A 25312-nucleotide genomic window follows, 5' to 3' on the forward strand; every position below is an offset into this window, starting at 1 on the left:
CCCCTCTCTCAGGCCCGGGCGCGGGCCGGGCGCGCGCGCCCCCACCCCACCCCCCCCGGGGGGGGGGGGCCGGCGGGGGGGGGGGGGGGGCCGGCCCCCCCCCCGGTAGCGGCGCCGCACCGGAGGCCGCGCCCCGGCCGGCCCCGAGCCCGGGCGGGGTCAGATGCCCCGGCGCCGGCGCGCGGCGCGGATCGCGGCGGCGGCGCCCAGCAGCGCGACCGTCGCCCCCGCCGCACCCGCGGCCGTGGCGTCCTTGCGGCCCAGCCGGCGCCCCGCGACGGTGTGCCGGCCCGCGACCTCCTGGAGGAGCTCCGCCAGCACCTCCTCGTTGGTCCAGCGCGGCCGCCAGCCCGCCGCGTGCAGCCGGCTGACGCTGACCACCCACGGGTGCATCGTGTACGCGAGGTCCCCGGCCGGGGACGGGGTGAGGCCGATCCGGTGCAGCCTGGCCGCCGCGCCCAGCGCCACCGCGGAGGGGAGCTCCATGCGGCGGATGCCGCTCAGCTCCTCGACCTCCTCCTGTTCGAGCCAGCCCTCGCAGCCGACCGCCAGCTCTCCTTCGACCTTCTCCAGGGCCGCGTACTCCAGTGCGCTGACCAGGTCCTCGACGTGGCAGAACTGCCAGGTCGGGCGGGAGCCCGCCACGACCAGCAGGCGCGGGGACTCGAAGTAGCGGGTCAGGGCGGTGTCCGTGCCGCCGACCAGGACGGCCGGGCGGACCACGGTGACGTTCAGGCCGGGGTGCGCGCGCGGGGCCCGGCGGCCCAGCCGCTCGATCTCCAGCAGGTCGCCGACGCCGGTCGCCTCGGCGGTGGCCCGCAGCTCGGCGTCCTCCGAGAGCGGGATGTCGTTGTCCGGCAGGGCCCCGTAGACCATGGCCGAGGTGCAGAGCACGACCCGGTGCACTCCGGCCGCCGCGGCGGCGGTGAGCACGGTCTGGGTCCCCCGTACGTTGTACGCCGTACGGGCCGCCGGGTCCGTCTCCAGGTCGAGGTCGAGGGCCAGGTGCACCACGACGTCCGCGCCGCGCAGCTTCTCCGCGATCGCGGGGTCCCGTACGTCCAGCAGGTGCCACTGCGCGTCGGTGCAGTCCCCGCGCCGCTCGTCGATCGCGACGACCTGCTTGACCTCCTCGGAGGCGGCGAGCCTGGCGACCAGGGCCGCCCCGACCCCCGAGGCGGCGCCGGTCACCGCGATCACGGGGCCTCGGCGCGCGGACCCGCCCGGGTTTCGCGTCCGGCGAACGCCCTGGGCGTCCTCGCCGTGCTCAGGGCGGTTTTCCGGGCCCTGCTCGTCCAAAGCGTGCGGATCTGGGGAACTCACCAGGCGTCTCCAGCGGTTGTCTTCAGTAGGGACGCGCCGTGACGCGCACCGACCAGTTGATGTCCATCCTGCCGCAGCCCAGGAGTCAGCGGAGCACCGAGCCCGGAAGCGGGTCTGGTGTCTACGCTGGGTGGTGTTGTCGAACCATTGCCCGCCGGCTCCCGCCGGCGGCCCTACGAGCCGAGGAAACCCGTGAGCGACACCCCATTCGGATTCGGCCTTCCGCCCGAGGAGCCGGACAACGGCGACGAGGGCAAGAAGAAGGGCAACCAGGGCGGTCAGAGCGGCCCGAATCCGTTCGGGTTCGGCACCGGCGGGTCCGGCGGCTCCGGCGGCCCCGGCGGCCCCGGCGACGCCGACAACCCCTTCGCGGCCATGTTCGGTTCCATGAACCCGAACGACCTCGGCGCCGCCTTCCAGCAGCTCGGCCAGATGCTGAGCTACGAGGGCGGTCCGGTCAACTGGGACATGGCCAAGGACATCGCGCGCCAGACCGTGGCCCAGGGCACCCCGGACGGGGTCAAGGACGCCAGTGTGGGCATCGCCGAGAAGTCGGCGGTCGAGGAGGCCGTGCGCCTCGCCGACCACTGGCTCGACGACGTCACCTCGCTGCCGTCGGGCGCCTCGACGGCCGTGGCGTGGAGCCGCGCCGAATGGGTCGAGGCGACCCTGCCGGTGTGGAAGGAGCTCGTGGACCCGGTCGCCGAGCGCGTCGGCGCGGCCATGGGCGGCGTCCTGCCCGAGGAGATGCAGGCCATGGCGGGCCCGCTGCTCGGCATGATGCGCTCCATGGGCGGGGCCATGTTCGGCCAGCAGATCGGCCAGGCCGTGGGCACCCTCGCGGGTGAGGTCGTGGGCTCGACCGACATCGGGCTCCCGCTGGGCCCGGCCGGCAAGGCCGCCCTGCTGCCGCTGAACATCGAGAGCTTCGGCAAGGACCTGGGCGTGTCCTCCGACGAGGTACGGCTGTACCTGGCCCTGCGCGAGGCCGCCCACGCGCGGCTCTTCGCGCACGTGCCGTGGCTGCGCTCGCACCTCTTCGGCGCGGTCGAGGGGTACGCCCGGGGCATCAAGGTCGACACTTCGAAGCTGGAGGACGTGGTCGGCCAGCTCGACCCGTCGAACCCGGAGCAGCTGCAGGAAGCCCTCCAGGGCGGCATGTTCCAGCCGCAGGACACCCCCGAGCAGAAGGCCGCGCTGGCCCGTCTGGAGACGGCGCTCGCGCTGGTCGAGGGCTGGGTGGACGCGGTCGTGCACGAGGCCGCCAAGCCCCGGCTGACCTCGGCCGACGCCATGCGCGAGACCATGCGCCGGCGGCGCGCCTCGGGCGGGCCGGCGGAGCAGACCTTCGCGACGCTGATCGGGCTGGAGCTGCGGCCGCGCCGGCTGCGCGACGCCTCCCGGCTGTGGGCCTCGCTCACCGACGCGCGCGGCGTGGACGGGCGCGACGGGCTGTGGGAGCACCCGGACATGCTGCCGACCGCTTCCGACCTGGACGACCCGGACGGGTTCGTGCACCGCGAGCAGCTGGACTTCTCCGAGATCGACAAGATGCTGGGCGAGGCCGCCCAGAAGCGCGAACAGGACGGCGACGACACCAAGTGAGCCTGCACGAAAACGCGGTCCTCGTCCTCAAGGGGTACGAGGGCCAGCCCGAACTGCGCGACGTCTACCTGGAGCACCTGGCCGCCCATCCCGACGGGGTCTACAAGCCCTGCCGGGCCGGTCACGTCACCGGCAGCGCGCTGGTGATCGACCCGGAGCGCGAGCGCGTCCTGCTGACCCTGCACAAGAAGCTGGGCATGTGGCTCCAGATGGGCGGGCACTGCGAGGAGGGTGACGCCACCCTCGCCGACGCGGCGATGCGCGAGGCCCGCGAGGAGTCCGGCATCACCGCCGGGCTGACCCTGGTGCCCGGCGGTCCGGTGCGCCTGGACCGGCACCCGATCCCGGGTCCGTGCAACTGGCACCTGGACGTGCAGTACGCGGTGCTGGCGCCCGCCGGTGCGCTCGAAGCGATCAGCGACGAGTCGCTGGACCTGCGCTGGTTCCCGTACGCGCAGGTGGCGGAGGTGGCCGACACCTCGGTGGTGCGGCTGCTGGAGGCGACGCTCGCACGGCTCTGAGCCGGCGGGACACGGGGAAGGGGCGGCCCGCCGATGCGGTGCCGCCCCTTCGCCGTGTCCGTCGCCGTGTCCGTCCGTACCCGGATCAGTTCCAGGCGTTGTTCTGGTTCTGCGCGTGGGCACCCTGCTGGCCCATGCCGAACTGCGCGGCCGCGCCCTGCCCGATCTGGGCGTTCTGCGGCGGGAGCGCCTCGCTGGGCTGGACCAGGGCGAAGCCGGTGCCGAGGAAGCTGAGCTCCCAGCCCTCGCCGGTGTTGCCGCGGCGGCGCCACACGCCGGTGGAGTGCGTCTGGGCCTGCATCTGCACGCGCAGCGAGGTGGACCAGGCGACGATGGCGTCCGCGTCGGCGTTGACGTACTTGTCGGGCGTGACCTGCATCATCAGCGGCTGCCCGGAGGTCATCAGCGCGACCTTGCCGCGGCCGGTGATGTTGAGCTGGTACTTGCCGGAGCCGGAGATCCCGTACTGGCTGTCCACCGCAATGGCCTCGGTGTGCAGGGTGGAGTCCAGGGCCAGCACGTAGCTGCTGTCGACCGTGAGGCCTTCCTGGTCCACGTCCACGACGTGCACGTACTGCGCCAGGTTGGCCAGGTAGACCGTGCCCTGTCCGGAGCAGCGCATCAGGTCGAGGCCCTCACCGGTGCGGGCGCGGGCATTGCGCTGGGTGGTGCTCTGGTACTCGCCGTCGAAGTCGATGATCCCCTGGTAGGCGACCATCGCGCCCTTGCGGGCGAGCACGTCGTCGGAGCCGCTCAGCGAGACCCGCAGCAGCTGCGGGTTCTGGACGGCGTACCGCTCCTGGGTCTGCGCCTCGGCGTGGGCGAAAAGTGAGCTCTGCATGGTGTGTCTTCTCCCCCTCAGCCCCGGGCCCGGAGCCGGTCGGTGCTGTCCTCGCTGGGCTGTACGACGACGATGCCCTGGCCGGAGAAGGCCATCTGGTAGGCCTCCCCGCTGCCCCGGCCGATCATCGACGAGGCCTTGAAGCTGCGCTTGCCCTTGACCTTGAGGTTCGGGGACCAGGCGACGAGCGCGTCGGGGTCGACGTAGGTCTCGTCCTCGCCGCGGCCGCAGTCGACCACGATCGGCGTGCCGCGCGAGGTGATCGCGACCCAGCCGGTGCCGGCGACCGACACGTTGAACAGGCCCTGGCCGGCGAACTTGGCCATGCCCTTGACCCGCTCGACGCCCCACTGGAGGTGGGCGTCGAAGGCGAGCAGGTTGGTGCCGTTGACGGAGAGCGAGTCGTTGTTGAGGTTGATCACGACTACGTCCGCGCCGTAGTCGGCGAGGTAGAGCAGGCCGTCGCCCGTGCACTTCATGAGCGGGGCGCCTTCGCCGGTGAGCCACTGCGAGGCCATCTGGCGGACGGCCGGCGGGTTGGGCTCGTACTGCACGAAGCCCTCGTAGGCGACCATCGATCCGGTGCGCGCGAAGAGGTCCTGGCCGCTCTGCATGGCGACCTTGAGCATCGCGCGGCCGTGGTTCTCCATGCGGGCCGTGACGGGGGTCGGGGCGTAGCCCGCGAGCTGCTGGTTCATTGCGTTCATGGCATTCATGTGGGGCTCCCTCAGACCTCGTACGGCTGGACGACGATGAAGTTGCCGGGAGCACCGCGGAACTGGAGGTTCACGGTCTCCCCGCTGTGGCCGGGGTAGGCGTTGCGGCGCAGCCGGACCTGGCTGGAGATGATCACCTGGGCGGCGGAGGACCACGCGACGATGGCGTTGCTGTCCGCGAAGGTGGTCGGGGTGACGGGCAGGACGACGGGCACGCCGTGCGTCTTGACGATCACCGTGCCGGTGCCCTGGAACTGCATGGTGAACAGGGCGCCGCCCGGGATGCCGTGGCCCTCGATGCGGCGGATCTCGTGCTGGAGCGACTCGTCGAAGGCGAGGACGTTCTCGGCGGAGACGCAGATGCCGTCGCCCTGGAGCTCGATGGCGTGCAGGTGGGCTCCGGTCTCCGCGAGGAAGACCTGGCCGCGGCCGGAGCAGCGCATCAGCTGCATCTCCTGGCCGGTGGCGTTGCCGACGACGCGGCCGGCGAAGCCCGCGCCCTTGTAGCTGAAGTCGACCTTGCCCTGGTAGAGCACCATGCTGCCCTGGCGGGCGAGGACGGGCTGGCCGCCCATGGCCAGGTCGACGCGCATGAGCTGCTGGTTCTGCGGGGTCCAGCGGGCGCCGGTGGGCGCTTCCTTGTACGGCTGGAGGGCGGCGGCGAGTCCGGCTCCGGCGGCGGGAACCGCCTGCGGGGGCTGGCCGTAGCCCTGGGGCTGCTGCCCGTAGCCGGGCTGCTGGCCGTACGGGGGCTGCTGCTGGCCGGGGACCTGGCCGTACGAGGGCTGCGGCTGCTGCCCGTACGGCGCGGGGGCCGGGGCGGGCGGCGGGACCTGCCCGTAGGGCGCGGGGGCGGGCGGGGCCAGCGGGGTGCCCATCGGTGCGGCCATGGTGGGGGCCGCGTGGACGGGCTGCTGGTACGGCGCGGGGGCCGGGACCTGGGCGGGGGCCTGGGCGGGCGCCGGGGCCTGGGGCGGCGCGCCGAAGGAGGGCGCCGGGGCCGGGGGCTGCGCCTGGGCGGGAGCACCGAAGGACGGCGCCGGGGCGGCGGCCTGCGGGGGCGGGGCGAAGCCGGGCGCACCGGCCGGGACCTGCGCCTGCGCCGCGGGCTGCTCCTCCTCGGCTACCTCGCCGCCGAAGTTCTGGAGCAGCGCGGCGAGCCCGCCGTCGAAGCCCTGGCCGACGGCGGCGAAGCGCCACACGTCCTTGAGGTAGAAGTCGCCGATCATCAGCGCGCGCTCGGTGCTGAACTCCGAGCCCGAGAAGGAGTAGCGGACGACCTCCTCGCCACCCGCGACGACGCGGATGTAGCCGGGGCCGATCTGCGACATCTGTCCGGCGCCGTCGATCGAGGCGGCGAAGGAGAGCTTGTGGATGTTGGCCGGAATGCGGTCCAGGGTCACCCGGAAGGATTCCGTGTCGCCGGCCTGCGTGCCGAGCTGCTGGATCGACTCCTCCGGCGACTTCGGCTGGTTGAAGAAGACGAAGTAGCGGTCGTCCGAGAGCTGCTCGTCGGCGTCGAGGCCGAAGCAGCTGATGTCGATGGCGAGCCCGGGCCCGGCGATCTGGACACCCACGTAGAGGTCCGTGCCCGCCGTCAGATCACTGATTTTGGCCTTGTGACCGCGTTGGAATTCCCTGGCCATACGTAAGACCGTCCCCCATCCCGACTGTGAATGCGTGCCGCTCAGGCTAACGCCAACCTCGGACATCCGGCCAAGTCGGTACCGACCCGGTACATATCACGAGGTGTGACATCCCGGACAAATAGCGGGTAAATGCGGATCATTCCTCGCGGGCGGCCGGAACCTTCGGAAGCCGCTCTGCGGCGACGATCCCCTCGAGGTACCCGCGCGCCCGCTCGGTGCGCGGATAGGCCTCCAGCAGCTCCCAGAAACTGGGTCCGTGCCCGGGCACGAGGAGGTGCGCCAGCTCGTGCAGCAGCACGTAGTCGACGACGTACTCCGGCATCCCCTGGATGCGGTGCGAGAGCCGGATGCTGCCCTCGGCCGGGGTGCAGGAACCCCAGCGGGTGTTCTGATTGGTGACCCAGCGGACCGTGCGGGGGCGGGCGCGGCCACCGAAGTACTGCTCGGACAGGCGCTCGGCGCGTTCGGCGAGCTCCGCGTCCCCGAGGGTGCGCTTGCTCTCCTGCGCCGCCAGCTTGTCGAGCATGACGCCCACCCAGCGCTTCTCCTCGGCCTCGGACATCCGGGCAGGGATGAGGACGACCGTACGATCACCCTCGCGGTAGGCGGATACGGTCCTGCGGCGGCGTGCGCTCCGGCGGACTTCGACAGGGCGCTGCGGTGGATCGGCGGACACGCCACGACGGTACCCGCTCGCCGCGGCGGAAGTCCCACCCCTCCCCGGGTCGGACACGAACCGTTGCGCAGTCGGCGGCACCATTCATTTCATATACCTAATACCCCTCACCTGTGGACAAAGTTGCGCAGGCTTTTCGGCGACCGGGCAATCTTTCGGAAAGCGATGCGGCAGCACCGGAACGCGGTGCGTGAATCGGGCCGCGAATCGAGGGAGGCCGCGATGTATCCGAAGGTGAAGCCGGCGCTGGCACGGGCCTGGCGGGATCTGCACACGGTGCAATTCGGTGTGACGCCCGCCCACGCGGTGGTGCTCGGGCCGGTGGACACGGCGACGGGCTCGCTCCTCGACCTGATCGACGGGACCCGGGGCATGGAACTGCTCCGGTCGGAGGGCAAGCGGATGGGCCTCCCGGACGGCCGGGTCGACGAGGTGGTGCGCAGGCTGGCGGCGGCCGGACTGCTCGACGACGCCACCGCGGGCGGCCCCCTCGCCCAGGCGGTGCGGGACCGGCCGGAAACCCTGGAGCGGCTCGGCCCGGACCTGGGGTCGCTGTCCCTGGTCCGCCCCCGGCCGGGCGGGGACTTACAGGGTGTCGCCGCCCGCCGGGTGATACGGGTTCAGGTGCGCGGGAGCGGCAGGGTGGGCGCGGTGATCGCCTCGGTCCTGGCGGGAGCGGGCATCGGCCGGGTCGAGGTGCTCGACGGGGGCCGCACGCAGCCCGCGGACGTGGCACCCGGCGGTCTGGGCCCCGGCAGCGTGGGACGGCTGCGCGCCGAGGCCGCACGGACGGCGGTCCGCGACGCTGCCCCCGGACGCGGGCCGCGGACCGGGGAGAGCGAGGGGCCGGAGCCGGGGCTCGCCCTGGTGGTGGTCGCCCCCCGCGACGGCCTGCAGTCCTGGGCCCCCGACCCCCAGACGGCGGCCGACTGGATCACCACGGGCACCCCTCACCTCTACGCGGGGGTACTGGAGGGCACCGGGCTGGTGGGCCCCCTGGTCCTGCCCGGAGCCACGGCCTGCGCCGGCTGCATGGAGCGCGACCGGATCGAGCGGGACCCGGCCTGGCCGCGCATGCTGGTCCAGTGGCGCTCGGCCCACCGCCGCCGCACCGCCGCCGCCTGCGACCTGGGCCTGTCCACCGCCGTCGCCGGCCTGGCCGCGGCCCACGCCCTGTCCTTCCTCGACGGCGAACTCCCCGCCTCCACCGCCACCCGCTGGGAAGCCTCCCTCCCGACCCTCGACTGGCAGTCCACCCCGGTCCACCCGCACCCCGACTGCCCGTGCGCGGCCTCGAAGGTCCCGGCGGGGCAGGGGGTAGGGGCATGAGGGGGCTACTGGGGCTCCGCCGCGAGTCCCGCCTCAAGCACCCGGCAGAACCCTTCGATGCGGGGCCCGGCCGACGGGACGACGGCTACGAGGCTGCGCAGGTTGAAGATCACACCGCCGGGGCCGCGGATGTGGAAGAGGAACTGCGCCGCTTCCTCCGGGGGCTGTCTGAGGGCTTCCCGGAAGGCGTCGGCCTCGCTCTGTCTGCCGATGAAACCGACGGAACGGCGCCGCCGGATCAGTTCCTGCCTCGAAGGTTCCCGTCCCGCCATCCCCCAGCCCTTCCACCGGTATTGCGCGGCCCGCTCCACCGCCATGCTGTCCCATGGGGGCGGCCGCCGTCCGCCGACCGGTGGATTCCCGCCGGGTTCCGGGCAGGACACTCGGACGGGGTGGGCGCAGGGGGTCATGACAGGATGCCTTTGGCCGGGAAGGCCTTCGGGGGGCTCCCCCGAACCGTCGCTTGCGGCTCGGCTGTCTGGGAATTGGAGGGGCTCATGTCTGATCTTCCCCGGAAGGCGGTCACCCGTACCGTCAAGCTGGCCGCGCTGCCGCTCGGCATAGCGGGCCGGGCCACCTGGGGGCTCGGCAAGCGGATCGGCGGCAAGTCGGCGGAGATCGTGGCGCGTGAGCTCCAGCAGCGCACGGCCGAGCAGCTGTTCCGGGTGCTCGGCGAGCTGAAGGGGGGCGCCATGAAGTTCGGCCAGGCGCTCTCGGTCTTCGAGTCGGCGCTGCCCGAGGAGGTCGCCGGACCCTACCGGGCCGCGCTGACGAAGCTCCAGGAGGCAGCCCCGCCGCTGCCCGCGGCCACCGTGCACCAGGTGCTGGCGGAGCGACTCGGGGCGGACTGGCGGGAGCTGTTCGAGGAGTTCGAGGACAAGCCGGCGGCGGCGGCCTCGATCGGGCAGGTGCACCGGGCGGTGTGGCACGACGGCCGCCAGGTGGCGGTCAAGGTCCAGTACCCGGGGGCCGGCGAGGCCCTGCTGTCGGACCTGAAGCAGCTGAGCCGGTTCGCGGGGCTGCTGGGGCCGCTCATCCCCGGCATGGACATCAAGCCCTTGATCAAGGAGCTGCGCGACCGGGTCTCGGAGGAGCTGGACTACGAGCTGGAGGCCGAGGCCCAGCGGACGCACGCGGACGCCTTCGACGGCGACGAGGACGTGGTCGTGCCGGACGTGGTGCACCAGGGCGACCAGGTGCTGGTGACCGAGTGGATCGAGGGGACCCCGCTGTCGGAGGTGATAGCCGACGGCACCCCGGAGGAGCGCGACCGCGCAGGGCAGCTGCTGGCCCGGTTCCTCTTCTCCGGACCCGCGCGCACCGGTCTGCTGCACGCCGATCCGCACCCGGGCAACTTCCGGCTGGTCTCCGGGGCCGACGGCCGGACGCGGCTGGGCGTACTGGACTTCGGGACGGTCGACCGGCTGCCCGGCGGCTGGCCCAAGCCCATCGGCCGCTCACTGCGGATGGCCCTGGACGCCGACGCCGAGGGGGTCTACGGGCACCTGCGCGCGGAGGGGTTCGTGCGCGAGTCGATCGAGCTGGAGGCCGAGGCGGTCCTCGACTACCTGCGGCCGATGCTCGAACCGGCGGAGGCCGAGGAGTTCACCTTCACCCGGACCTGGCTGCGCGGCCAGGCCGCGCGGATCGCCGATCCCCGCTCCCCCGCGCACCAGTTGGGCCGGCAGATCAATCTTCCGCCGTCCTATCTGCTGATCCACCGGGTGACGCTGAGCACCATCGGGGTGCTGTGTCAGCTGGGCGCCACGGTCAGGCTCCGCGAGGAACTGGATTCCTGGCTGCCCGGGTTCCTGCCCGACGAGGGCTGAGCCACCCGGCGCGGACTGAGCCGCCCGGCGAGGGCTGAGCCGCCCGGCGGCGGGCGCTCCCGGGCGGGCGTTCACCACCAGGCGGAGTCGAGGCGGCCTTCGATGGCGCGGAGGTTCGCACGCGCGCAGTCGACGCAGAAGTACTGTCTGGTCCCGTTCTCCACGGAGCAGGTCCAGGTGGGCGGGGCGCCGGCCGGGGACTGGGCGCCGCAGCGCGCGCAGACGACGGGCGGGGCCTCGGTTCCCGGCGGTGCCGGGTGGGGAGTCGGCTGGTCCACCTCCAGACGATATCCCCGCGGGGCCCGGTGGGCGGTCCGCAACGCACCGGGGGACCGGCCCGTTCGGGCCGGTCCCCCGGTGGTTCTTCAGAGCTGTCTCGAGCTCTCGATCAGTGCATGACGGCCATGGCCAGCGCGCGCCGGGCGCGCAGCGAGACGCGCTCGGCCCGACGCTGCATGCGCCGCGCGGCGACCAGGCGTACGGCGCGACGCTCGGCGTCGACCTCACGCATGCGGTCGTCCATATGGGCACGAGCCAGGGCTTCTGGGATGAGTTGCATTTCGCGGGTCCTGTTCTGACGCGAGGTGTTCGCGCCGGCGGTGATGAAGTCTGCGGTGGCGGCGCCGTGCGGCTGCTCGCTCGTGGTGGCGTGGGGGGACATGAGGGCCTGCTTCAGGGGGTCGTGCGTGAGGGGGCGGTCGATGGTTCCGTTGGCGGTCATGCAGCGACAACCGGGTTCTTGCGCGGACGGCCACGGGGACGCTTCCGGGCGACGACGACACCCTGGACGAAGAGCTCGCCTCCCCAGACACCCCAGGGCTCGCGGCGCTCCAGCGCACCGGCGAGGCAGGCCTCGACCAGCGGGCAGGTGCCGCAGAGGGACTTCGCGTACTCGACGTCGGCCGGGGACTCGGCGAAGAAGACCTCGGGGTCGTAGGTGCGACAGGCAACGGGTACGCCGAGGTTCTCGATGGCGTCGTCGAGCGCGGTCAGCGCGGTGAGGGGAGTCAAGGTGGAGTCCTCCGGGACTACTGCGGGCGGGGAGAGGGTCTGGGTCTTCGGTACGGACGGGGCGTGCGCTTCGAGTTGCACGGTGGTTTGTTCCTCGTCTTGTTCGTCTAGTCGTTCCGGCCGGTCGGCCGGGGGCGGCTGGGGTACCTCGCCCCTTCGGTCCGTCGTCCCCTGTTCGGGGACAAACAGAAGGGCCGCGGATCCCGGGTGGGGTTCCGCGGCCCTGAAGGCGCCGGTCTGATCTTCAGATCAGACTGGATCACTCCAGGGTTCGAGCCCGCGGTAGGCCCACATCAGGTGGTGCTGCGTCTTCGTCTGCTTCGTCTGGGATCCGGCACCGGCTGCGGCCGCAAAGGCATAAGCGCCATGCGCCTGGGCTTCTGCTGCCAGTACTGCCACCGGTGCCTTGGTCCGTCGCTCATTGCGCTCACTGACCGGCAGCGCGCCGGGCAGGACGGGGCTGTCGGCGCAAATGGCGGACAGACCGGTACCCGGGAGGCCGGTACCCGTGAGGGCGAGGAGCGTGGAGGAGCCGAGGGTGCAGGAAGCGGCGACCGAGCGATCGGTCATTTTGGTGGTGGTGATGAAGCTGGTCACTGGTCTCGCCTCCTCTCGGCGTCTCGGGGACTTCGGCCCGGAGGCCTGGTCCCATGCGTATTCGGATAAGTACAGCACGAATCGGGGGCTTCGGAGAAGCCACCGTTTCCGTTGCTAAGAACCTATGGGGCTTCGCTGGGCATGTGCAAACTATTTTTCCGACGAGTTTCTACGCGTCGTCAGGATCTTCCGTCCCAGGGTCCTCACCTGCACAGATGGCCAGCACGTCGGCTCCGTACCGCTCGAGCTTGCGGGCACCCACGCCGGAGATCATCGAGAGCTCTCCCTCCTGCGAGGGCGAGGCCTCCGCGATGGCCATCAGCGTCTTGTCCGTGAAGACGCAGTAGCCGGGCATGCCCTGCTCCTTCGCCTGGACGGCGCGCCAGTCGCGCAGCCGCTCGTAGAGCCCTTCGTCCATGTCCGAAGGGCAGTCCTCGCAGCGCATCAGCTTCAGCTCGCCGGCGTCGGTCAGCGTCTTGCGGCAGACCCGGCACACGGCCGGGCCGCGGCGGGTCCGCTTGCGGGCCCCCGGCTCGACCGGACCGCCCGGCCTGCTTCCCGGCGCCAGGGAGCCCGGCCTCAGGCCGTTCAGGAACCGGCTGGGGCGCCGGGACCCGCGGCCGCCCGGAGTCCGCGAGAGGGCCCAGGAGAGCGTCAGGTGGTGCCGGGCGCGGGTGACGCCGACGTAGAGCAGCCGGCGCTCCTCCTCCACCTGCTCGTCGGTCTTCGCATAGGTGATCGGGATCATGCCGTCGGTCAGGCCCACGAGGAACACGGCGTCCCACTCCAGGCCCTTGGCCGCGTGCAGCGAGGCCAGGGTGACGCCCTGGACGGTCGGGGCGTGCTGGGCGGCCTTGCGCTCGTCCAGCTCGACCGTCAGGTCGGCCAGGGTCGCGGCCGGCCGGGCGCGGGCGAAGTCCTCGGCGAGCCGGACCAGCGCGGCCAGCGATTCCCACTGGTCGCGGACGGCGCCGGAGCCGGCGGGCGGTGCGCTGGTCCAGCCGGTGGAGCTGAGGACGGCCCGGACCTGGGATCCGAGCTCCACGACGTCGTCGAGCAGCCGGTCGTTGCCGCCGGAGCGGGCGGCTCCGCGCAGGGCGAGGATCGCCTTCTGGACCTCGGCGCGCTCGAAGAAGCGCTCGGCTCCGCGCAGCTGGTAGGGGACTCCGGCGTCGGCGAGGGCCTGCTCGTAGACCTCGGACTGGGCGTTGATGCGGTAGAGCACGGCGATCTCCCCCGCCGGGACGCCGGCCGCGACGAGGTCGCGGACCCGGTGGGCGATGCCCTCGGCTTCGGCGGGCTCGTCGGTGTACTCGGCGTAGACCGGGTCGGGGCCGGTCTCGCGCTGGGAGACCAGCTCCAGGCGGTGCTCGGCGGCGCGGCCCTTGGCCTGGGCGAGGAGCCCGTTGGCCAGGTGGACCACCTGGGGGGTGGAGCGGTAGTCGCGGACCAGCTTGACCAGGGTGGCCTGCGGGTACTTGGTGCGGAAGTTCAGCAGGTGGTCGGGGGTGGCGCCGGTGAAGGAGTAGATCGTCTGGCTGGCGTCGCCGACCACGCAGAGGGTGTCGCGCTCGCCGAGCCAGAGGTCCAGCAGCCGCTGCTGGAGCGGGCTGACGTCCTGGTACTCGTCGACGACGAAGTGCTGGTACTGGGTGCGGATCTGTTCGGCGATGTCGTGGCGGTCCTGCAGGATGCCGACGGTGAGGAGCAGCACGTCCTCGAAGTCGATCATGCCGCGGTCGCGCTTGAGCTGCTCGTACGTCCCGTAGATCTGGGCGATCTCGGCCAGGTCCCGGGGGGCCTCGCGGCCGGACTTGCGGGCGGCCGCCGGGTAGTCGGCGGGCACCGTCTGCGTGACCTTCGCCCACTCGATCTCGCCGGTGACATCGCGCAGCTCGCCCCGGTCGAGGCGGATGCGGCAGCGCGCGCCCGCCTCGGCGACGAACTGGATCTTGCGTTCCAGCAGCCGGGGCACGTCGCCGCCGACCGCCTTGGGCCAGAAGTACTGGAGCTGGCGCAGGGCGGCGGAGTGGAAGGTCCGCGCCTGCACGCCGCCCGCGCCCAGCTCGCGCAGGCGGCCGCGCATCTCGCCCGCGGCGCGGTTGGTGAACGTGACGGCCAGCACGCTCGCCGGCATCAGCTGGCCGGAGCGGACCCCGTAGGCGATGCGGTGGGTGATCGCCCGGGTCTTGCCCGTGCCGGCGCCCGCGAGCACGCACACCGGCCCGCGCAGGGTCGTCGCGACCTCGCGCTGCTCCGGGTCCAGGCCCAGGAGCACCGCGTCGGCCGAGTCGGCGCCGGGCGTGATGGATGAGGAGTGCGTTGCTGATGTCACCCCGCCATGCTGCCAGGTCTCGTGGGGAGGCCGGGAAATCCGTCCACAGGCCGCCCCCGTCCGTCAGACATGAACATGGTCGTACCGGAGCAGGGCCCTACCGGGGCGGGGTACGGCCCTACCGGGGCGGGTACGGCCCCGCTCCGGGAATGGGTGCGCGGTCCCGTACGTTCAATCCCTCGGGCCAATCGGACCAACGAGCACCCACGAATGGAGAGCGCAGCATGCAGGACGCGGGAACGGTCACGATGTACAGCACGACCTGGTGCGGCTACTGCCGTCGGCTGAAGAGCCAGATGGACCGGGAAGGCATCGCCTACACCGAGATCAACATCGAGCTCGACCCCGAGTCCGCAGCGTTCGTGGAGAAGGCGAACGGCGGAAACCAGACGGTTCCCACCGTCCTCGTCACCTCCGCCGCGGGCAGCGAGTCGGTCATGACGAACCCGAGCCTGGCCCAGGTCAAGCAGGCCCTCGCCGTCTGATGTGCTGAGCACCACGCACGGAAGGCCCCCGCCCAGGCGGGGGCTTCTGCGTCCCCGGGAGCGGTCAACCGGCCTGTTAGCTTGGCCCCTTGATCGCGTTGATCAAGGGGGAGGAATCGGCACGTGAGTACGACCGTGTTCCGCATCGGCGGGGATCTGGAAGTGCGCAGGCTCGGGTTCGGGGCGATGCGCCTGTCCACGGACCCGGGGCCGGGCCGGGAGAACGCGTCCGCGGTGCTCCGGCGGGCCGTCGAGCTGGGCGTCACGCTGATCGACACCGCCTACATGTACGGCTGGGGCGCCAACGAGGAGCTGCTGGCCGAGGCCCTGCACCCTTACCCGGACTGGGTGCTCGTCACCACCAAGGTCGGAATCGGCCGTTCGGTCCCGTCGGGCGAGTGGATGACCGACGGACGGCCGGCCGCGCTGCGCGAGCAGGTCGAGCAGGCGCTGCGCCGGCTGCGCGTGGAGCGGATCGAGCTGCTCCAGCTGCACCGCCTCGACCCGCGGACGCCGCTCGCCGACCAGCTGGGCACGCTGCGGGAGCTGCGTACCGAGGGCAAGATCGGCCGGATCGGGCTCTCGGAGGTCACCGTCGGCGAGCTGGCCGCGGCCCGGGAGATCGTCGAGATCGCGAGCGTGCAGAACCGCTACAACCTGCTCGACCGGACGCACGAGCCGGTGCTCGCGGCCTGTGAGGCGGCGGGCATCGCGTTCCTGCCCTGGGCCACCGTGGCCTGGGGGCAGTCCGGGGCGACGGCCGAGGTGGCCGCCGTGGCCGCCGAGCTCGGAGCCACTCCCACGCAGGTCGCGCTGGCCTGGCTGCTCGGCCGTTCGCCGGTCGTCCTGCCGATCCCGGGCACGTCCCGGATCGCGCACCTGGAGGAGAACCTCGCCGCGGAGGGCCTCCGGCTGACCGAAGCCCAGCGCACCCGCCTCGACCGGCTGGCCGGCGGCACGGCCTGACGGACGACGCGAGACGGGCGACGCGAGACCGGTGAAGGCCCCCGCCGGAGCGGGGGCCTTCACCGGTGTCCGGGCCGGGCCCGCCGGGCGGAGCGCGTCAGCCGGTCGTGACCGGCTTCGGGAGGGGCTTGCCGTACCAGAGCTCGACCAGGCGGGCCGCGATGGAGATGCCCGCCGGCGGGAGGACCTCGCCGGCCTCGATCGCCGTGCGCAGGTCGTCGCGGGAGAACCAGCGGGCTTCCTGGATCTCGTCGCCGTCGACCTCGATGTCGAAGGTGACGGCGCGCGCCGTGAAGCCCAGCATCAGGCTGTACGGGAACGGCCAGGGCTGGCTGGCGACGTAGTCGACGTCGCCGACCTTGACGCCCGCCTCCTCCCAGACCTCGCGGATGACCGACTGCTCGATCGACTCGCCCGGTTCCACGAACCCCGCGAGGGTGGAGAAGCGCCCCTCCGGCCAGTGCACCTGGCGGCCCAGCAGCGCGCGGTCCTGGTCGTCCGTGACCAGCATGATCACGGCCGGGTCGGTCCGCGGGTAGTGCTCGGCACCGCAGCCCGGGCAGCGGCGGATGTGGCCGGCCGCGGCGACCACCGTGCGCTCGCCGCAGCGAGAGCAGAAGCGGTGCATGCGCTGCCAGTTCTCCAGCGCCACCGCGTGCACCATCAGTCCGGCGTCCCGGGCGGAGAGCAGCATTCCGGCCTCGCGCAGGCCGGCCGGGCGGGCCGACTGGTCCATGCGGCCGGGCAGCGAGTCCTTCTGCAGCGCGAAGTACCGTACGCCGTCCTCGTCGGTCCCCAGGAAGTACCGGTGGGTCTCGGTGACCGGGGCCTCGAAGGCCGGGGTCATCACGATCGCGGTGCCGCCGTCGGGGGTGTCGTCGATCAGGACCTGGCCGCCCGAGACCACGAAGACGCGGGTGCTGGGGTGGCTCCAGGCCGCGGCGAGCCACGCCTCGTCGAGGCGGTGGTGCGCGGCGCGGTCGATTCCGCTGGGCGCGGCCAGCGAGATCGGACGCTCGGACTCGGTATGGGTGCTCACAGGTACTTCCAACTCCCCCGGTGGTGGGACACAGGCAGGCTCAGCAGGACGGACGGGTGTGCGGTGGCGGGTGCGGCGGCGCGTGCGGTGGCGCGTGGGGCGCGCTCAGGAGGACGCCGGCTTCCAGTGGGCGGCCAGGTCGCCCCAGAGGTAGGCGGCCGTCTCGACCCCCTTGGTGAGCAGTTCGAGCTCGACCTTCTCGTTCGGCGAGTGCCAGCCGTCGGAGGGTACGGAGATCCCGAGGAAGAGGACGGGGGCGTTCAGCACGTCCTGGAGGTCGGCCGCCGGCCCCGAACCGCCTTCGCGGGTGAAGCGGACCTTCTGCCCGAAGGCCCTGCTCATGGCGCGGACGACGGACTGCAGCGCCGGGTGGTCCAGCGGGGTCAGGCACGGCCGGGTCGGGGCGCCGAAGGTGATGGAATGCCGGATTCCGGCCGGGACGCGCTCCGCGACCCAGGCCGTGACGGCCGTCTCGACCTCGTACGGATCCTGTCCGGAGACCAGGCGGAACGACAGCTTCAGGTGCGCCGAGGCGGGCACGATGGTCTTGCCGCCGGGGCCCTGGTAGCCGCCGCCGATGCCGTTGACCTCGGCGGTCGGGCGGGCCCAGACGCGCTCCAGCGTGGAGTACCCGGCCTCGCCCGAGGCCGCGTACGACTTGGCCGTACGGAGCCACTCGGCCTCGTCGAAGGGGAGCTCGGCGATCAGCTCGCGCTCCGCGTCCGTGAGCTCGGCGATGTTGTCGTAGAAGCCGGGGATCGTGACCCGCTCGTCCGCGTCGTGCAGGGCCGCGACGAGGCGGGCGGCGACGGTGGCCGGATTGGGCACGGCGCCGCCGAAAGCACCCGAGTGGATGTCCTGGTCCGGGCCGAACAGGTCGATCTCGCAGTCGGCCACGCCGCGCATGCCGGTGCAGACGGTGGGGGTGGTCTCGGACCACATGCCGGTGTCGGAGACGATCACGACATCGGCGGCGAGGCGGGCCGCCTCGCGCTCCACGAGGGCGCGGAAGTGCGGGGAACCCGACTCCTCCTCGCCCTCGACGATCAGCTTGAGGTGCACGGCGGGGGCGGACGCGCCGGTCGCGGCGAGGTGGGCCCGGACACCGAGGGTGTGGAAGAAGACCTGGCCCTTGTCGTCGGCGGCGCCGCGCCCGTACATCCGGCCGTCCTTGATCACCGGCTCGAACGGGTCGGTGTGCCAGCCGTCGGCGAGGGCGGCGGGCTGCACGTCGTGGTGCCCGTACACGAGGACGGTCGGGGCGGCCGGGTCCTCGCTCGGCCACTCCGCGAAGACGGCGGGCGCGCCGGCCGTCTGCCAGACCTCGGCGACCGGGAAACCGGTCTCCTTGAGCTTCGCGGCCAGCCAGTCGGCGCTGCGCCGTACGTCGTCCGCGTGCTCGGGCTGGGCCGAGACGGAGGGGATGCGCAGCCAGTCGGCGAGGTCGTCGAGGAAGGCCGCGCGGTGTGTGTCGATGTACGTGCGGACGACGCTGTCCGCCGGGGTGTCGCTCATGCCCACGAGCCTAGCCGTCTGTTCGACGGTCACCTTCCGTGTCCGTTTTGCCTTGGAGGATCTGCTCAAGACGCGCCCGGTCGGGGAGGTTGCGGGGGCGGATGACGCGGCCGCTGCGGACGTGCAGGAACACGGCCGTGACCTGGGCGAGAGGGGTGTTCGTGGCTTCGGCCCAGGCCAGGCGGTAGACGGCCAGCTGGAGGGGGTCGGCCTCGGTGGTGCGGCCGGTCTTCCAGTCGACGATCTCGTAGCCGCCGCCGTCCGCGTCCGGGATGCGGTAGACGGCGTCGATCCGGCCGCGGATCACCCGGCCGGCGAGGGTCAGCTGGACCGGGGCCTCCATGCGGTACGGGGTCCGGTCGGCGTACGGGCTCCGGTCGAAGGCCGCCTTGAGGGAGTCGAGGTCGGCCTCGTCGGCGATGTCCTGGTCCGAGGCGTCCCCCGCGGCCGCCCCGGGAAGGTCGGTGAGCGGGTCGAGGACGTCGAGGTGGGGCAGCGGGAGCTCCTCGAAGCGGGACTCGACCCAGGCGTGGAACCGGGTGCCCTGGCGGGCGGCGGGCTGCGGGGGCTTGGGCATGGGACGGGCGAGGTCGCGTACGAAGCCCTGCTCGTCGGAGGCGAGGCGGAGCAGCTGGCTGGCGGAGAGCGCGGACGGGAGCTCCACGTCGCGGACCGCCTCGCGGGCACGGCGGAGCTCGCCCTCCAGGGCGTCGAGGTCACGGTCCCAGGAGGCGATGGCGCGTGCGTCCTCGGGGGTGAGGCGGGGCGTCTGCCGGCTGGCCGGGGCTGCGGGGTCGTCCTCGGGCCATAGGTCCGGGTCGCCCTCGGGCGCGGCGAGGCGCGGGCGGGGGGTGGGCTCGGCCCGGGCGCTACCCCCGTCCTCATCCCCGAACTCGGGCCACAGGTCTTGGTCGCCACCGGGCGCGGTGGGGCGCGGGCGGGGGGTGGACTCGGCCCGGGCGCCGTCGCCGTCCTCATCCTCGAACTCGGGCCACAGGCCCGGGTCGCCTCCGGGCGCGGCGGGGCGCGGGCGGGGGTGGGCCGCGGCCCAGTCGCCGTCACCGGTCCCGTCCTCGGGCCACAGGTCGTCCGGGGTCGGGGGGGCTTCTTCTTCCCCCGCCCCGCCCCTTCCCGAAACCGGGGCTGCGCCCCGGCCCCCCTGCGGGCTTCCGCCTGCGGCGGCGGGCCCGGCCGGGCCTGTCGGCCGCGGGGTGGGCGTCGGGTCCGGGTATGGGGGTTCTTCGTCGTAGGTGGGGTCTTCGCAGTGGGGGGGCCAGAGGTAGGGGTCCTGGGGCGGGGGGGTGGGGTGGGGCGGGGGTGGTGTGTGGGTTTGGCGCGGGGGGTGGAGGTAGGACTCGACCAGGGTGGCGGCTTCGCGGCGGAGGGTGAGGGAGGCGGGGTCCAGGGGGAGGGGCCAGGAGTGGTCCGGGGTGGTGTCCGTGGAGAGGGCAGGGTTTTCGGCATCCGGGGACGGGGTGTCGGCCCAGGCTTCGATCTCGCCGTGGCCCGCGGCGCAGTGTTCGTACAGGGCGGTCAGGAAGGAGGACGGGCCGCGCGGCTTCTTCTGCGTCGGGCCCCACCAGTGGCCGGAGGCCAGGAGGAGGGAGCGCGGGCGGGTGAAGGTGACGTAGCCGAGGCGGAGTTCCTCGACGGCCTTGTGGGACTTGAGGGCCGACTTGAAGGCGCGCAGGCCCGGCGAGGTCCATTCCGGGGTGGGCGGGAGGGTCGGCGCGTCCCCGCGCAGGGCGTACGGGAGGACCTTCGCGTACGAGGTCCAGGCCTCCGGGGCCTTGTTCTTGGGGAACGAGCCTTCGGAGAGGTCGGGGACCACCACCACGTCCCATTCCAGGCCCTTGGACTTGTGGGCCGTCAGGACCTTGACCGTGTTCTCGCCGCCGGGGAGTGCGTGGTCCAGGCCCTTCTCGTACTGGGCCGCCGTGCGCAGGAAGCCGAGGAAGGCGAGGAGGGAGGCCTCGCCGTCCAGGGAGGCGAAGCCGGCCGCCACGTCCATGAAGCTCGACAGGGTCTCCCGGCGGCGGGCCGCCAGCGCGTGCGGGGACGAGGCCAGCTCCACGTCGAGGCCGGTCGTCGCCAGGACCCGGTGCAGGACGTCCATCAGCGGGTCGGAGAGGGAACGCCGCAGGTCGCGCAGTTCCTGGGCGAGGTGCGCGAAGCGGACCCGGGCCGCCGCGGAGAAGGGCAGCTGGTCGGGGGCGGACTGGCCCGCGCCGTCCAGGAAGGTTTCGAGGGCGTCGGCCAGCGACACGATCTCCGCCGGGTCCACGCCCTCCACCGCCGCCGCGAGGCGGTCGTCGTCCCCGTCGGAGGAGGGCGAGCGGGAGATCAGGGTGCGGGCGCGGCGGCCCAGCAGGGCCAGGTCGCGGGCGCCGATCCGCCAGCGCGGCCCGATGAGCAGCCGGACGAGCGCGGCGTTGGCGCCCGGGTCTTGGAGGACCTCGCAGACGGCGACGAGGTCCGCGACTTCGGGGAGGTGGAGGAGGCCGGACAGGCCGACGACTTCGACGGGCACGTCGCGTTCGACCAGGACCGCCTGGATCCGTGCGAAGTCGCCGCCCGAGCGGCACAGTACGGCGATCTCGCGCGGCTCCGTACCGGTACGGACCAGGTGGGCGATGGAGTCGCCGATCCAGTCGAGCTCCTGCGCGTGGGTCTCCAGCAGGGCGCACCGGACGGAGCCGTCGCGCTCCGCGCCCGGGGCTGGGCGCAGGGCCTCGACCCCCTCGTGCATGGCGCGCAGCGGGGCGGCGAGCTCGTTGGCCAGGTCCAGGAGGCGGCCGCCGCTGCGCCGGTTCTCGCTGAGGGAGAAGCGGGTGGCGGGGCTGCCGTCGGCGTAGGGGAAGTGCTCGGGGAAGTCGTCGAGGTTGGCCACGGAGGCGCCGCGCCAGCCGTAGATGGCCTGGCAGGGGTCGCCGACGGCGGTCACCGCGTGCCCGGTGCCCCCGCCGAACAGCCCGGAGAGCAGCAGCCTCTGGGCGACCGAGGTGTCCTGGTACTCGTCGAGCAGGACCACGCGGAACTCCTCGCGCAGCAGGACTCCGACCTCGGGGCGGGTGGTGGCGAGCCGTGCGGAGAGGGCTATCTGGTCGCCGAAGTCGAGGAGGTCGCGGGAGCGTTTGGCGGCGCGGTAGCGGGAGACCAGCTCGAGGAGTTCGAGGCGGCCGCGGACCGCTTCGGGGACCTTGCGCAGGTCTTCGTTGCTCAGCTTCACGTCCGCGAGCACGGAGAGGAGCTCCGTGTCGTACGCGCGCAGCCGCTCGGGGGGTACGAGGTGCTCGGAGAGCTCGCCGTCGAGCGCGAGCAGGTCGCTGACCAGGTCGGGGACGGATTTGGTCAGGGCGGGGTACGGGCCCGGGGCCTCGCGGAGCACGCGGGCGGCGAGCTGGAAGCGGGTGGCGTCGGCGAGCAGCCGGGCGCTGGGTTCCAGGCCGATGCGCAGGCCGTGGTCCTTGAGGAGCTGTCCGGCGAAGGCGTGGTACGTGGAGATGCGCGGCTCCCCGCCCGCGGAGTCGGCCTCGGCCGGGGAGGGGTCGGGGTCGCTGATCCCGGCCCTCGCGAGGGCGGTCCGTACGCGCTCGGCGAGCTCGCCGGCGGCCTTGTTGGTGAAGGTCAGGCCCAGGACCTGCTCGGGCGCGACCGCGCCGGTGCCGACCAGCCAGACCACGCGGGCGGCCATGACGGTGGTCTTGCCGGAGCCGGCGCCGGCCACGATGACCTGCGGGGCGGGCGGGGCCGTGACGCAGGCCATCTGTTCGGGCGTGAAGGGGATCCCCAGGAGCTCCTTGAGCTGCTCGGGATCGGTCAGGACCTGTGGGCCCTGGGGCACGGGGCCCTGGGGCACGGGGCCCTGGGGGGCTGACGGACGCGCGGACACCTGAAAAGGCTAGCCGCCCTCTCTGACAGTCCCGCCCACCCGGAGCAGGCGGGTCCCGCCGGGCCGGGGTGGTACCCGGGTCGGGGCGGCCCACCCCAGCGCGGGTCCCCGGCTGGGCGGGGAGCTTGGGTGGTGGCACCGGCCGTGCAGGGCGGGGCGGCCCTGCGGGGCGGATTCCCCCAGGCCGTCTCTTTCGGATCTTGTCGGCCGAGCCCGCGGCGTCTGGTGCCGTGCCTGGCCGTGCTGTCGGGGCGTCCGCGTACTGGACGTACTCGAATGCCCCGGCAGCACGGCCAGGTGCGGTGCCAGGCGTCGCGGGCCCGGCAAGATCCGAAAGAGACGGCCTACCCGCCCTTCCACCGTTCCCTGGGCTCCGCCCGGACCCCGTTCCTCAAACGCCGGACGGGCTGAAGGGGGCCGCGCCGCGGGACGGCCGCGGGACGCGTGATCGGGACCGTGCGGCCCGGGGCACCCGCCGGAGCCCGTCGCACTGGCGCGCCCGGGTGGCCCGGGTGCCGGGCGGAGCCCGCAGAGCCCCGGCGTCCCCGGGTGCCGGGCGGAACCCGGGGAACCCCGGCACACCGGCGCGCCCGGGGCCGGGCGGAGCCCGGGGAACCCCGCCGGACCGGCGCGACCGGGTGCTCGCCGCGCCGGTGCGGCGTGGGCCGCGCGGGTTACTCCACCGTCTGGCGGCCCTCCGGGCGGGCGCTGCACGAGGCGCGGAAGGAGCAGTGGTCGCAGTGCTTGCCGAGGACGGGGGCGAAGCGCTCGTCGAGGACCCGGCCGGCGGCGGTGGCGAGCAGGTCGCCGACCCAGGCGCCGGGGGCGCCCCCCTCCAGGGCCTGCTGCGCCTGGATCTTGGGCACCGTGTCGCCGCCCTCGCGCTGGGCGGCGCCCTGGCGCAGCTGGACGAGTTCGGCGCCGCCCGGCGTGGGGCGCAGGCCTTCGAAGACCTCGTCGACGGCGCCCTCGCGCACGGCGAGCTGGTACACGGCGAGCTGCGGGTGGCGTTCGACCTCCTTGGCGGTCGGCGCGGCCTTGCCGGTCTTGAAGTCGACGACGTACGCGCGGCCCTGCGGGTCCGCTTCGACCCGGTCCATGGAGCCGCGCACCCGGACGGCGTACTCCCCCGCTTCGAGGGTGACGTCGAAGTCGTGCTCGGTGGCCACGGTCTCCCGGCCCCCGCGGTCGGTGGTGTGCCAGCGCAGGAAGCGCTCCAGGGCGGCGCGGGCGTTGTCCTTCTCCTGGCGGGACTTCCAGGGGGCGTCGAAGGCGAGCGAGTCCCAGACGGAGTCGAGGCGTTCCATGAGGACGGCGAGGTCGGCGGGGGTGCGGCCGGAGGCGACCTCGTCGGCGAGGACGTGGACGACGTTGCCGAAGCCCTGGGCGGCGGTGGAGGGGGCGTCGGCCTTGACCTCGCGGCCCAGGAACCACTGGAGGGAACAGGTGTTGGCGAGCTGCTCCAGGGCGGAGCCGGACAGGGCGACCGGGTGGTCGCGGTCGCGGAGCGGGACGCTGCTGCGGGTGGGCTCGTACAGCCCCCACCAGCGCTGCGGGTGCGCGGCGGGGACCAGCGGGCGGTCCTCGTCGTCGGTGAGCACGGCGAGCCGGGCGAGGCGGCGGGCGGCGGCGTCGCGCAGGGCGGGCGAGGCGTCGGGGTCGACGGTGGTGGCGCGGAGTTCCGCGACGAGCGCGGGGACGGCGAGGGGGCGGCGGGGGCGGCCGGTGACGTCCTTGACGGGGACCCCGAGCTCGGTGAGGAGGCGGGAGGGCTGGTCGCCGTCCTCGGCGGGGGCCTTGACGGCGGTGACGACGAGGCGGTCGCGGGCGCGGGTGGCTGCGACGTAGAAGAGGCGGCGCTCCTCGGCGAGGAGCGCGCCGGGGGTGAGGGGCTCGGCGAGGCCGTCGCGGCCGATGCGGTCGGCTTCCAGGAGGGAGCCGCGGCGGCGCAGGTCGGGCCAGAGCCCTTCCTGGACGCCCGCGACGACGACGAGTCCCCACTCCAGGCCCTTGGAACGGTGCGCGGTCATGAGGCGGACGGCGTCGCGGCGGACGGCGCGGGGGGTGAGGGTGTCTCCGGCGATGTCCTCGGCTTCGAGCTGTTCGAGGAAGTTGAGGGCGCCGCGGCCGCCGGTACGTTCCTCCGCGCGGGCGGCGGTTTCGAAGAGCGCGCAGACGGCGTCGAGGTCGCGGTCGGCGTTGCGGCCGGCGGGGCCGCCGCGGCGGGCGCTGCGTTCGAGGCGCTGTGGCCAGGGGGTGCCGTCCCAGAGGGTCCACAGGACCTCCTCGGCGGTGCCGCCGCCGATCAGCAGCTCGCGGGCCTTGCGCAGCAGCAGGCCGAGGCGTTGCGCTCCGCGGGCGTAGGCGGGGTCGTGGGCGACGAGCCGCTCGGGCTCCGCGAGGGCTCTGGCGAGGAGGACGTCGGAGGGCGCGGGGGTCTTGATCCCCGCGGCCCGCTCCTCGTCGCGCAGCGCGCGGCCGAGGCGGCGCAGGTCGGCGGCGTCCATCCCGCCGAGCGGCGAGGACAGCAGCACGAGCGCGGCCTCGACCCCGATCCACGCTTCGCCTGCGGCGAGCTCGCCGGATCCGGGGCCGGCCCCGCCGCCGGACCGGTCGGTGCCGTCTGCGGCGCCGGCAGCGGCCCCGACTCCGTCGAGGAGCGTGCCCGGCGCCGCGGCGGGGGCATCGGCGGAGCCGGAGCCAGGGCCGCCCGTGGCGGGGGCATCGGCGGAGCCGGAGCCGGGGCCGCCCGCGGCGCCGGGGGACGTCTCCCGCCCGCCCACCCCAAAACTGCGAGCAAGCTCGCCCCCACCGTCGCCTACGGCACCGAGCACACCCTCGACTCCGCCGGAGAGCCCGGCCTCCGGGCCGGCCGGCCTGGGGCCGCCCTCGGCGGCAAGAACGGCGGCCGCCTCAGGGGTGCCGGCGAGACCGCTCGCTGCGACACCGTCGCCGGGCACGCCCTCAGCCCCGGCGGAGCCGG

Annotated in this window: 21 protein-coding genes; 6 read left to right on the top strand and 15 right to left on the bottom strand. The window is 73.6% G+C overall.

Annotation, left to right across the window (positions count from 1 at the left end):
- Nucleotides 1-159: 159 nt before the first annotated feature.
- Nucleotides 160-1323, bottom strand: a complete 1164-nt coding sequence (locus tag ACFWNV_RS31150; RefSeq protein ID WP_375950464.1) for an SDR family oxidoreductase — start codon at nt 1321-1323, stop codon at nt 160-162.
- Nucleotides 1324-1515: 192 nt separating this feature from the next.
- Between ACFWNV_RS31150 and ACFWNV_RS31155 the strand changes: the two genes are divergently transcribed.
- Together ACFWNV_RS31155 and ACFWNV_RS31160 are read left to right on the top strand one after the other, a co-directional pair.
- Nucleotides 1516-2928, top strand: coding sequence for a zinc-dependent metalloprotease (locus ACFWNV_RS31155; RefSeq protein ID WP_383953515.1), 1413 nt, complete (start codon nt 1516-1518; stop codon nt 2926-2928).
- A complete protein-coding gene (locus tag ACFWNV_RS31160; RefSeq protein WP_383953517.1) occupies nt 2925-3449 on the top strand; it encodes an NUDIX hydrolase in 525 nt (174 codons plus the stop codon). Before ACFWNV_RS31155 ends, ACFWNV_RS31160 begins: the two co-directional genes overlap by 4 nt.
- A gap of 85 nt (nt 3450-3534) precedes the next feature.
- On the opposite strand, the gene ACFWNV_RS31165 is transcribed toward ACFWNV_RS31160, so the two are convergent.
- The 4 genes from ACFWNV_RS31165 to ACFWNV_RS31180 form a co-directional block, all read right to left on the bottom strand.
- Nucleotides 3535-4290 carry an AIM24 family protein gene (locus ACFWNV_RS31165; protein ID WP_383953519.1) on the bottom strand — a complete coding sequence of 252 codons (756 nt, stop codon included), beginning with the start codon at nt 4288-4290 and terminating at the stop codon, nt 3535-3537.
- A 17-nt stretch (nt 4291-4307) separates the two neighbouring features.
- A complete protein-coding gene (locus tag ACFWNV_RS31170; protein ID WP_215026307.1) occupies nt 4308-4988 on the bottom strand; it encodes an AIM24 family protein in 681 nt (226 codons plus the stop codon).
- Between the two features lie 29 nt (nt 4989-5017).
- Nucleotides 5018-6652 carry a TerD family protein gene (locus ACFWNV_RS31175; protein ID WP_383953521.1) on the bottom strand — a complete coding sequence of 545 codons (1635 nt, stop codon included), beginning with the start codon at nt 6650-6652 and terminating at the stop codon, nt 5018-5020.
- A gap of 139 nt (nt 6653-6791) precedes the next feature.
- Nucleotides 6792-7415, bottom strand: coding sequence for a M48 family metallopeptidase (locus ACFWNV_RS31180; protein WP_383953523.1), 624 nt, complete (start codon nt 7413-7415; stop codon nt 6792-6794).
- A 138-nt stretch (nt 7416-7553) separates the two neighbouring features.
- On the opposite strand from ACFWNV_RS31180, the gene ACFWNV_RS31185 reads away from it, so the two are divergent.
- On the top strand, nt 7554-8660 hold the full coding sequence (locus ACFWNV_RS31185; protein WP_383953525.1) for a TOMM precursor leader peptide-binding protein: 1107 nt from the start codon (nt 7554-7556) through the stop codon (nt 8658-8660).
- Nucleotides 8661-8665: 5 nt separating this feature from the next.
- Here ACFWNV_RS31185 and ACFWNV_RS31190 read toward each other — a convergent pair whose 3' ends face one another.
- On the bottom strand, nt 8666-8932 hold the full coding sequence (locus tag ACFWNV_RS31190; RefSeq protein WP_383953527.1) for a hypothetical protein: 267 nt from the start codon (nt 8930-8932) through the stop codon (nt 8666-8668).
- A gap of 225 nt (nt 8933-9157) precedes the next feature.
- Here ACFWNV_RS31190 and ACFWNV_RS31195 point away from each other — a divergent pair, with 225 nt between their 5' ends.
- Nucleotides 9158-10489 (top strand): ABC1 kinase family protein, encoded by a 1332-nt coding sequence (locus ACFWNV_RS31195; protein WP_383953529.1) that lies wholly within the window; start codon nt 9158-9160, stop codon nt 10487-10489.
- A gap of 71 nt (nt 10490-10560) precedes the next feature.
- Here the strand turns inward: ACFWNV_RS31195 and ACFWNV_RS31200 are convergent, their stop codons facing one another.
- The 5 genes from ACFWNV_RS31200 to ACFWNV_RS31220 all read right to left on the bottom strand — a co-directional run bounded on the left by ACFWNV_RS31200 (nt 10561) and on the right by ACFWNV_RS31220 (nt 14432).
- The gene (locus ACFWNV_RS31200; protein WP_243336061.1) at nt 10561-10767 is read right to left on the bottom strand and encodes a hypothetical protein; all 207 of its coding nucleotides are present in this window, start codon (nt 10765-10767) and stop codon (nt 10561-10563) included.
- 110 nt (nt 10768-10877) lie between these two features.
- Nucleotides 10878-11210 (bottom strand): hypothetical protein, encoded by a 333-nt coding sequence (locus ACFWNV_RS31205; protein WP_327304659.1) that lies wholly within the window; start codon nt 11208-11210, stop codon nt 10878-10880.
- On the bottom strand, nt 11207-11581 hold the full coding sequence (locus ACFWNV_RS31210; RefSeq protein ID WP_266881030.1) for a WhiB family transcriptional regulator: 375 nt from the start codon (nt 11579-11581) through the stop codon (nt 11207-11209). Before ACFWNV_RS31210 ends, ACFWNV_RS31205 begins: the two co-directional genes overlap by 4 nt.
- A gap of 168 nt (nt 11582-11749) precedes the next feature.
- A complete protein-coding gene (locus ACFWNV_RS31215; protein WP_383953532.1) occupies nt 11750-12097 on the bottom strand; it encodes a hypothetical protein in 348 nt (115 codons plus the stop codon).
- A gap of 169 nt (nt 12098-12266) precedes the next feature.
- Nucleotides 12267-14432, bottom strand: coding sequence for an ATP-dependent DNA helicase UvrD2 (locus tag ACFWNV_RS31220; RefSeq protein WP_383953534.1), 2166 nt, complete (start codon nt 14430-14432; stop codon nt 12267-12269).
- 224 nt (nt 14433-14656) lie between these two features.
- Here ACFWNV_RS31220 and ACFWNV_RS31225 point away from each other — a divergent pair, with 224 nt between their 5' ends.
- Together ACFWNV_RS31225 and ACFWNV_RS31230 are read left to right on the top strand one after the other, a co-directional pair.
- A complete protein-coding gene (locus ACFWNV_RS31225; protein ID WP_266904728.1) occupies nt 14657-14917 on the top strand; it encodes a mycoredoxin in 261 nt (86 codons plus the stop codon).
- Nucleotides 14918-15040: 123 nt separating this feature from the next.
- The gene (locus ACFWNV_RS31230; RefSeq protein WP_383953536.1) at nt 15041-15883 is read left to right on the top strand and encodes an aldo/keto reductase; all 843 of its coding nucleotides are present in this window, start codon (nt 15041-15043) and stop codon (nt 15881-15883) included.
- A gap of 97 nt (nt 15884-15980) precedes the next feature.
- On the opposite strand, the gene nudC is transcribed toward ACFWNV_RS31230, so the two are convergent.
- The 4 genes from nudC to ACFWNV_RS31250 form a co-directional block, all read right to left on the bottom strand.
- Nucleotides 15981-16934 (bottom strand): NAD(+) diphosphatase, encoded by a 954-nt coding sequence (gene nudC / locus ACFWNV_RS31235; RefSeq protein WP_383953538.1) that lies wholly within the window; start codon nt 16932-16934, stop codon nt 15981-15983.
- Nucleotides 16935-17027: 93 nt separating this feature from the next.
- Entirely contained in the window at nt 17028-18437 is a 1410-nt protein-coding gene (locus tag ACFWNV_RS31240; protein ID WP_383953540.1) for a dipeptidase, read from the bottom strand.
- A gap of 10 nt (nt 18438-18447) precedes the next feature.
- On the bottom strand, nt 18448-22296 hold the full coding sequence (locus ACFWNV_RS31245) for a UvrD-helicase domain-containing protein (protein WP_383953544.1): 3849 nt from the start codon (nt 22294-22296) through the stop codon (nt 18448-18450).
- A gap of 707 nt (nt 22297-23003) precedes the next feature.
- The coding region (locus tag ACFWNV_RS31250) for a PD-(D/E)XK nuclease family protein (RefSeq protein WP_383953542.1) at nt 23004-25312 on the bottom strand (2309 nt) is incomplete at its 5' end.

It is taken from the genome of Streptomyces sp. NPDC058401, from assembly GCF_042722885.1.
In the GTDB taxonomy this organism is placed as follows: Bacteria; Actinomycetota; Actinomycetes; order Streptomycetales; family Streptomycetaceae; genus Streptomyces.

Excerpts from the sequence above, each read along its gene's own strand:
- ACFWNV_RS31225 (WP_266904728.1), top strand. The coding sequence starts at position 14,657 with ATGCAGGACGCGGGAACGGTCACGATGTACAGCACGACCTGGTGCGGC.
- ACFWNV_RS31205 (WP_327304659.1), bottom strand. The coding sequence starts at position 11,210 with ATGACCGCCAACGGAACCATCGACCGCCCCCTCACGCACGACCCCCTG.
- ACFWNV_RS31175 (WP_383953521.1), bottom strand. The coding sequence starts at position 6,652 with ATGGCCAGGGAATTCCAACGCGGTCACAAGGCCAAAATCAGTGATCTG.
- ACFWNV_RS31240 (WP_383953540.1), bottom strand. The coding sequence starts at position 18,437 with ATGAGCGACACCCCGGCGGACAGCGTCGTCCGCACGTACATCGACACA.
- ACFWNV_RS31170 (WP_215026307.1), bottom strand. The coding sequence starts at position 4,988 with ATGAACCAGCAGCTCGCGGGCTACGCCCCGACCCCCGTCACGGCCCGC.
- ACFWNV_RS31165 (WP_383953519.1), bottom strand. The coding sequence starts at position 4,290 with ATGCAGAGCTCACTTTTCGCCCACGCCGAGGCGCAGACCCAGGAGCGG.
- ACFWNV_RS31180 (WP_383953523.1), bottom strand. The coding sequence starts at position 7,415 with ATGGTGCCGCCGACTGCGCAACGGTTCGTGTCCGACCCGGGGAGGGGT.
- ACFWNV_RS31195 (WP_383953529.1), top strand. The coding sequence starts at position 9,158 with ATGTCTGATCTTCCCCGGAAGGCGGTCACCCGTACCGTCAAGCTGGCC.
- ACFWNV_RS31185 (WP_383953525.1), top strand. The coding sequence starts at position 7,554 with ATGTATCCGAAGGTGAAGCCGGCGCTGGCACGGGCCTGGCGGGATCTG.
- ACFWNV_RS31190 (WP_383953527.1), bottom strand. The coding sequence starts at position 8,932 with ATGGCGGGACGGGAACCTTCGAGGCAGGAACTGATCCGGCGGCGCCGT.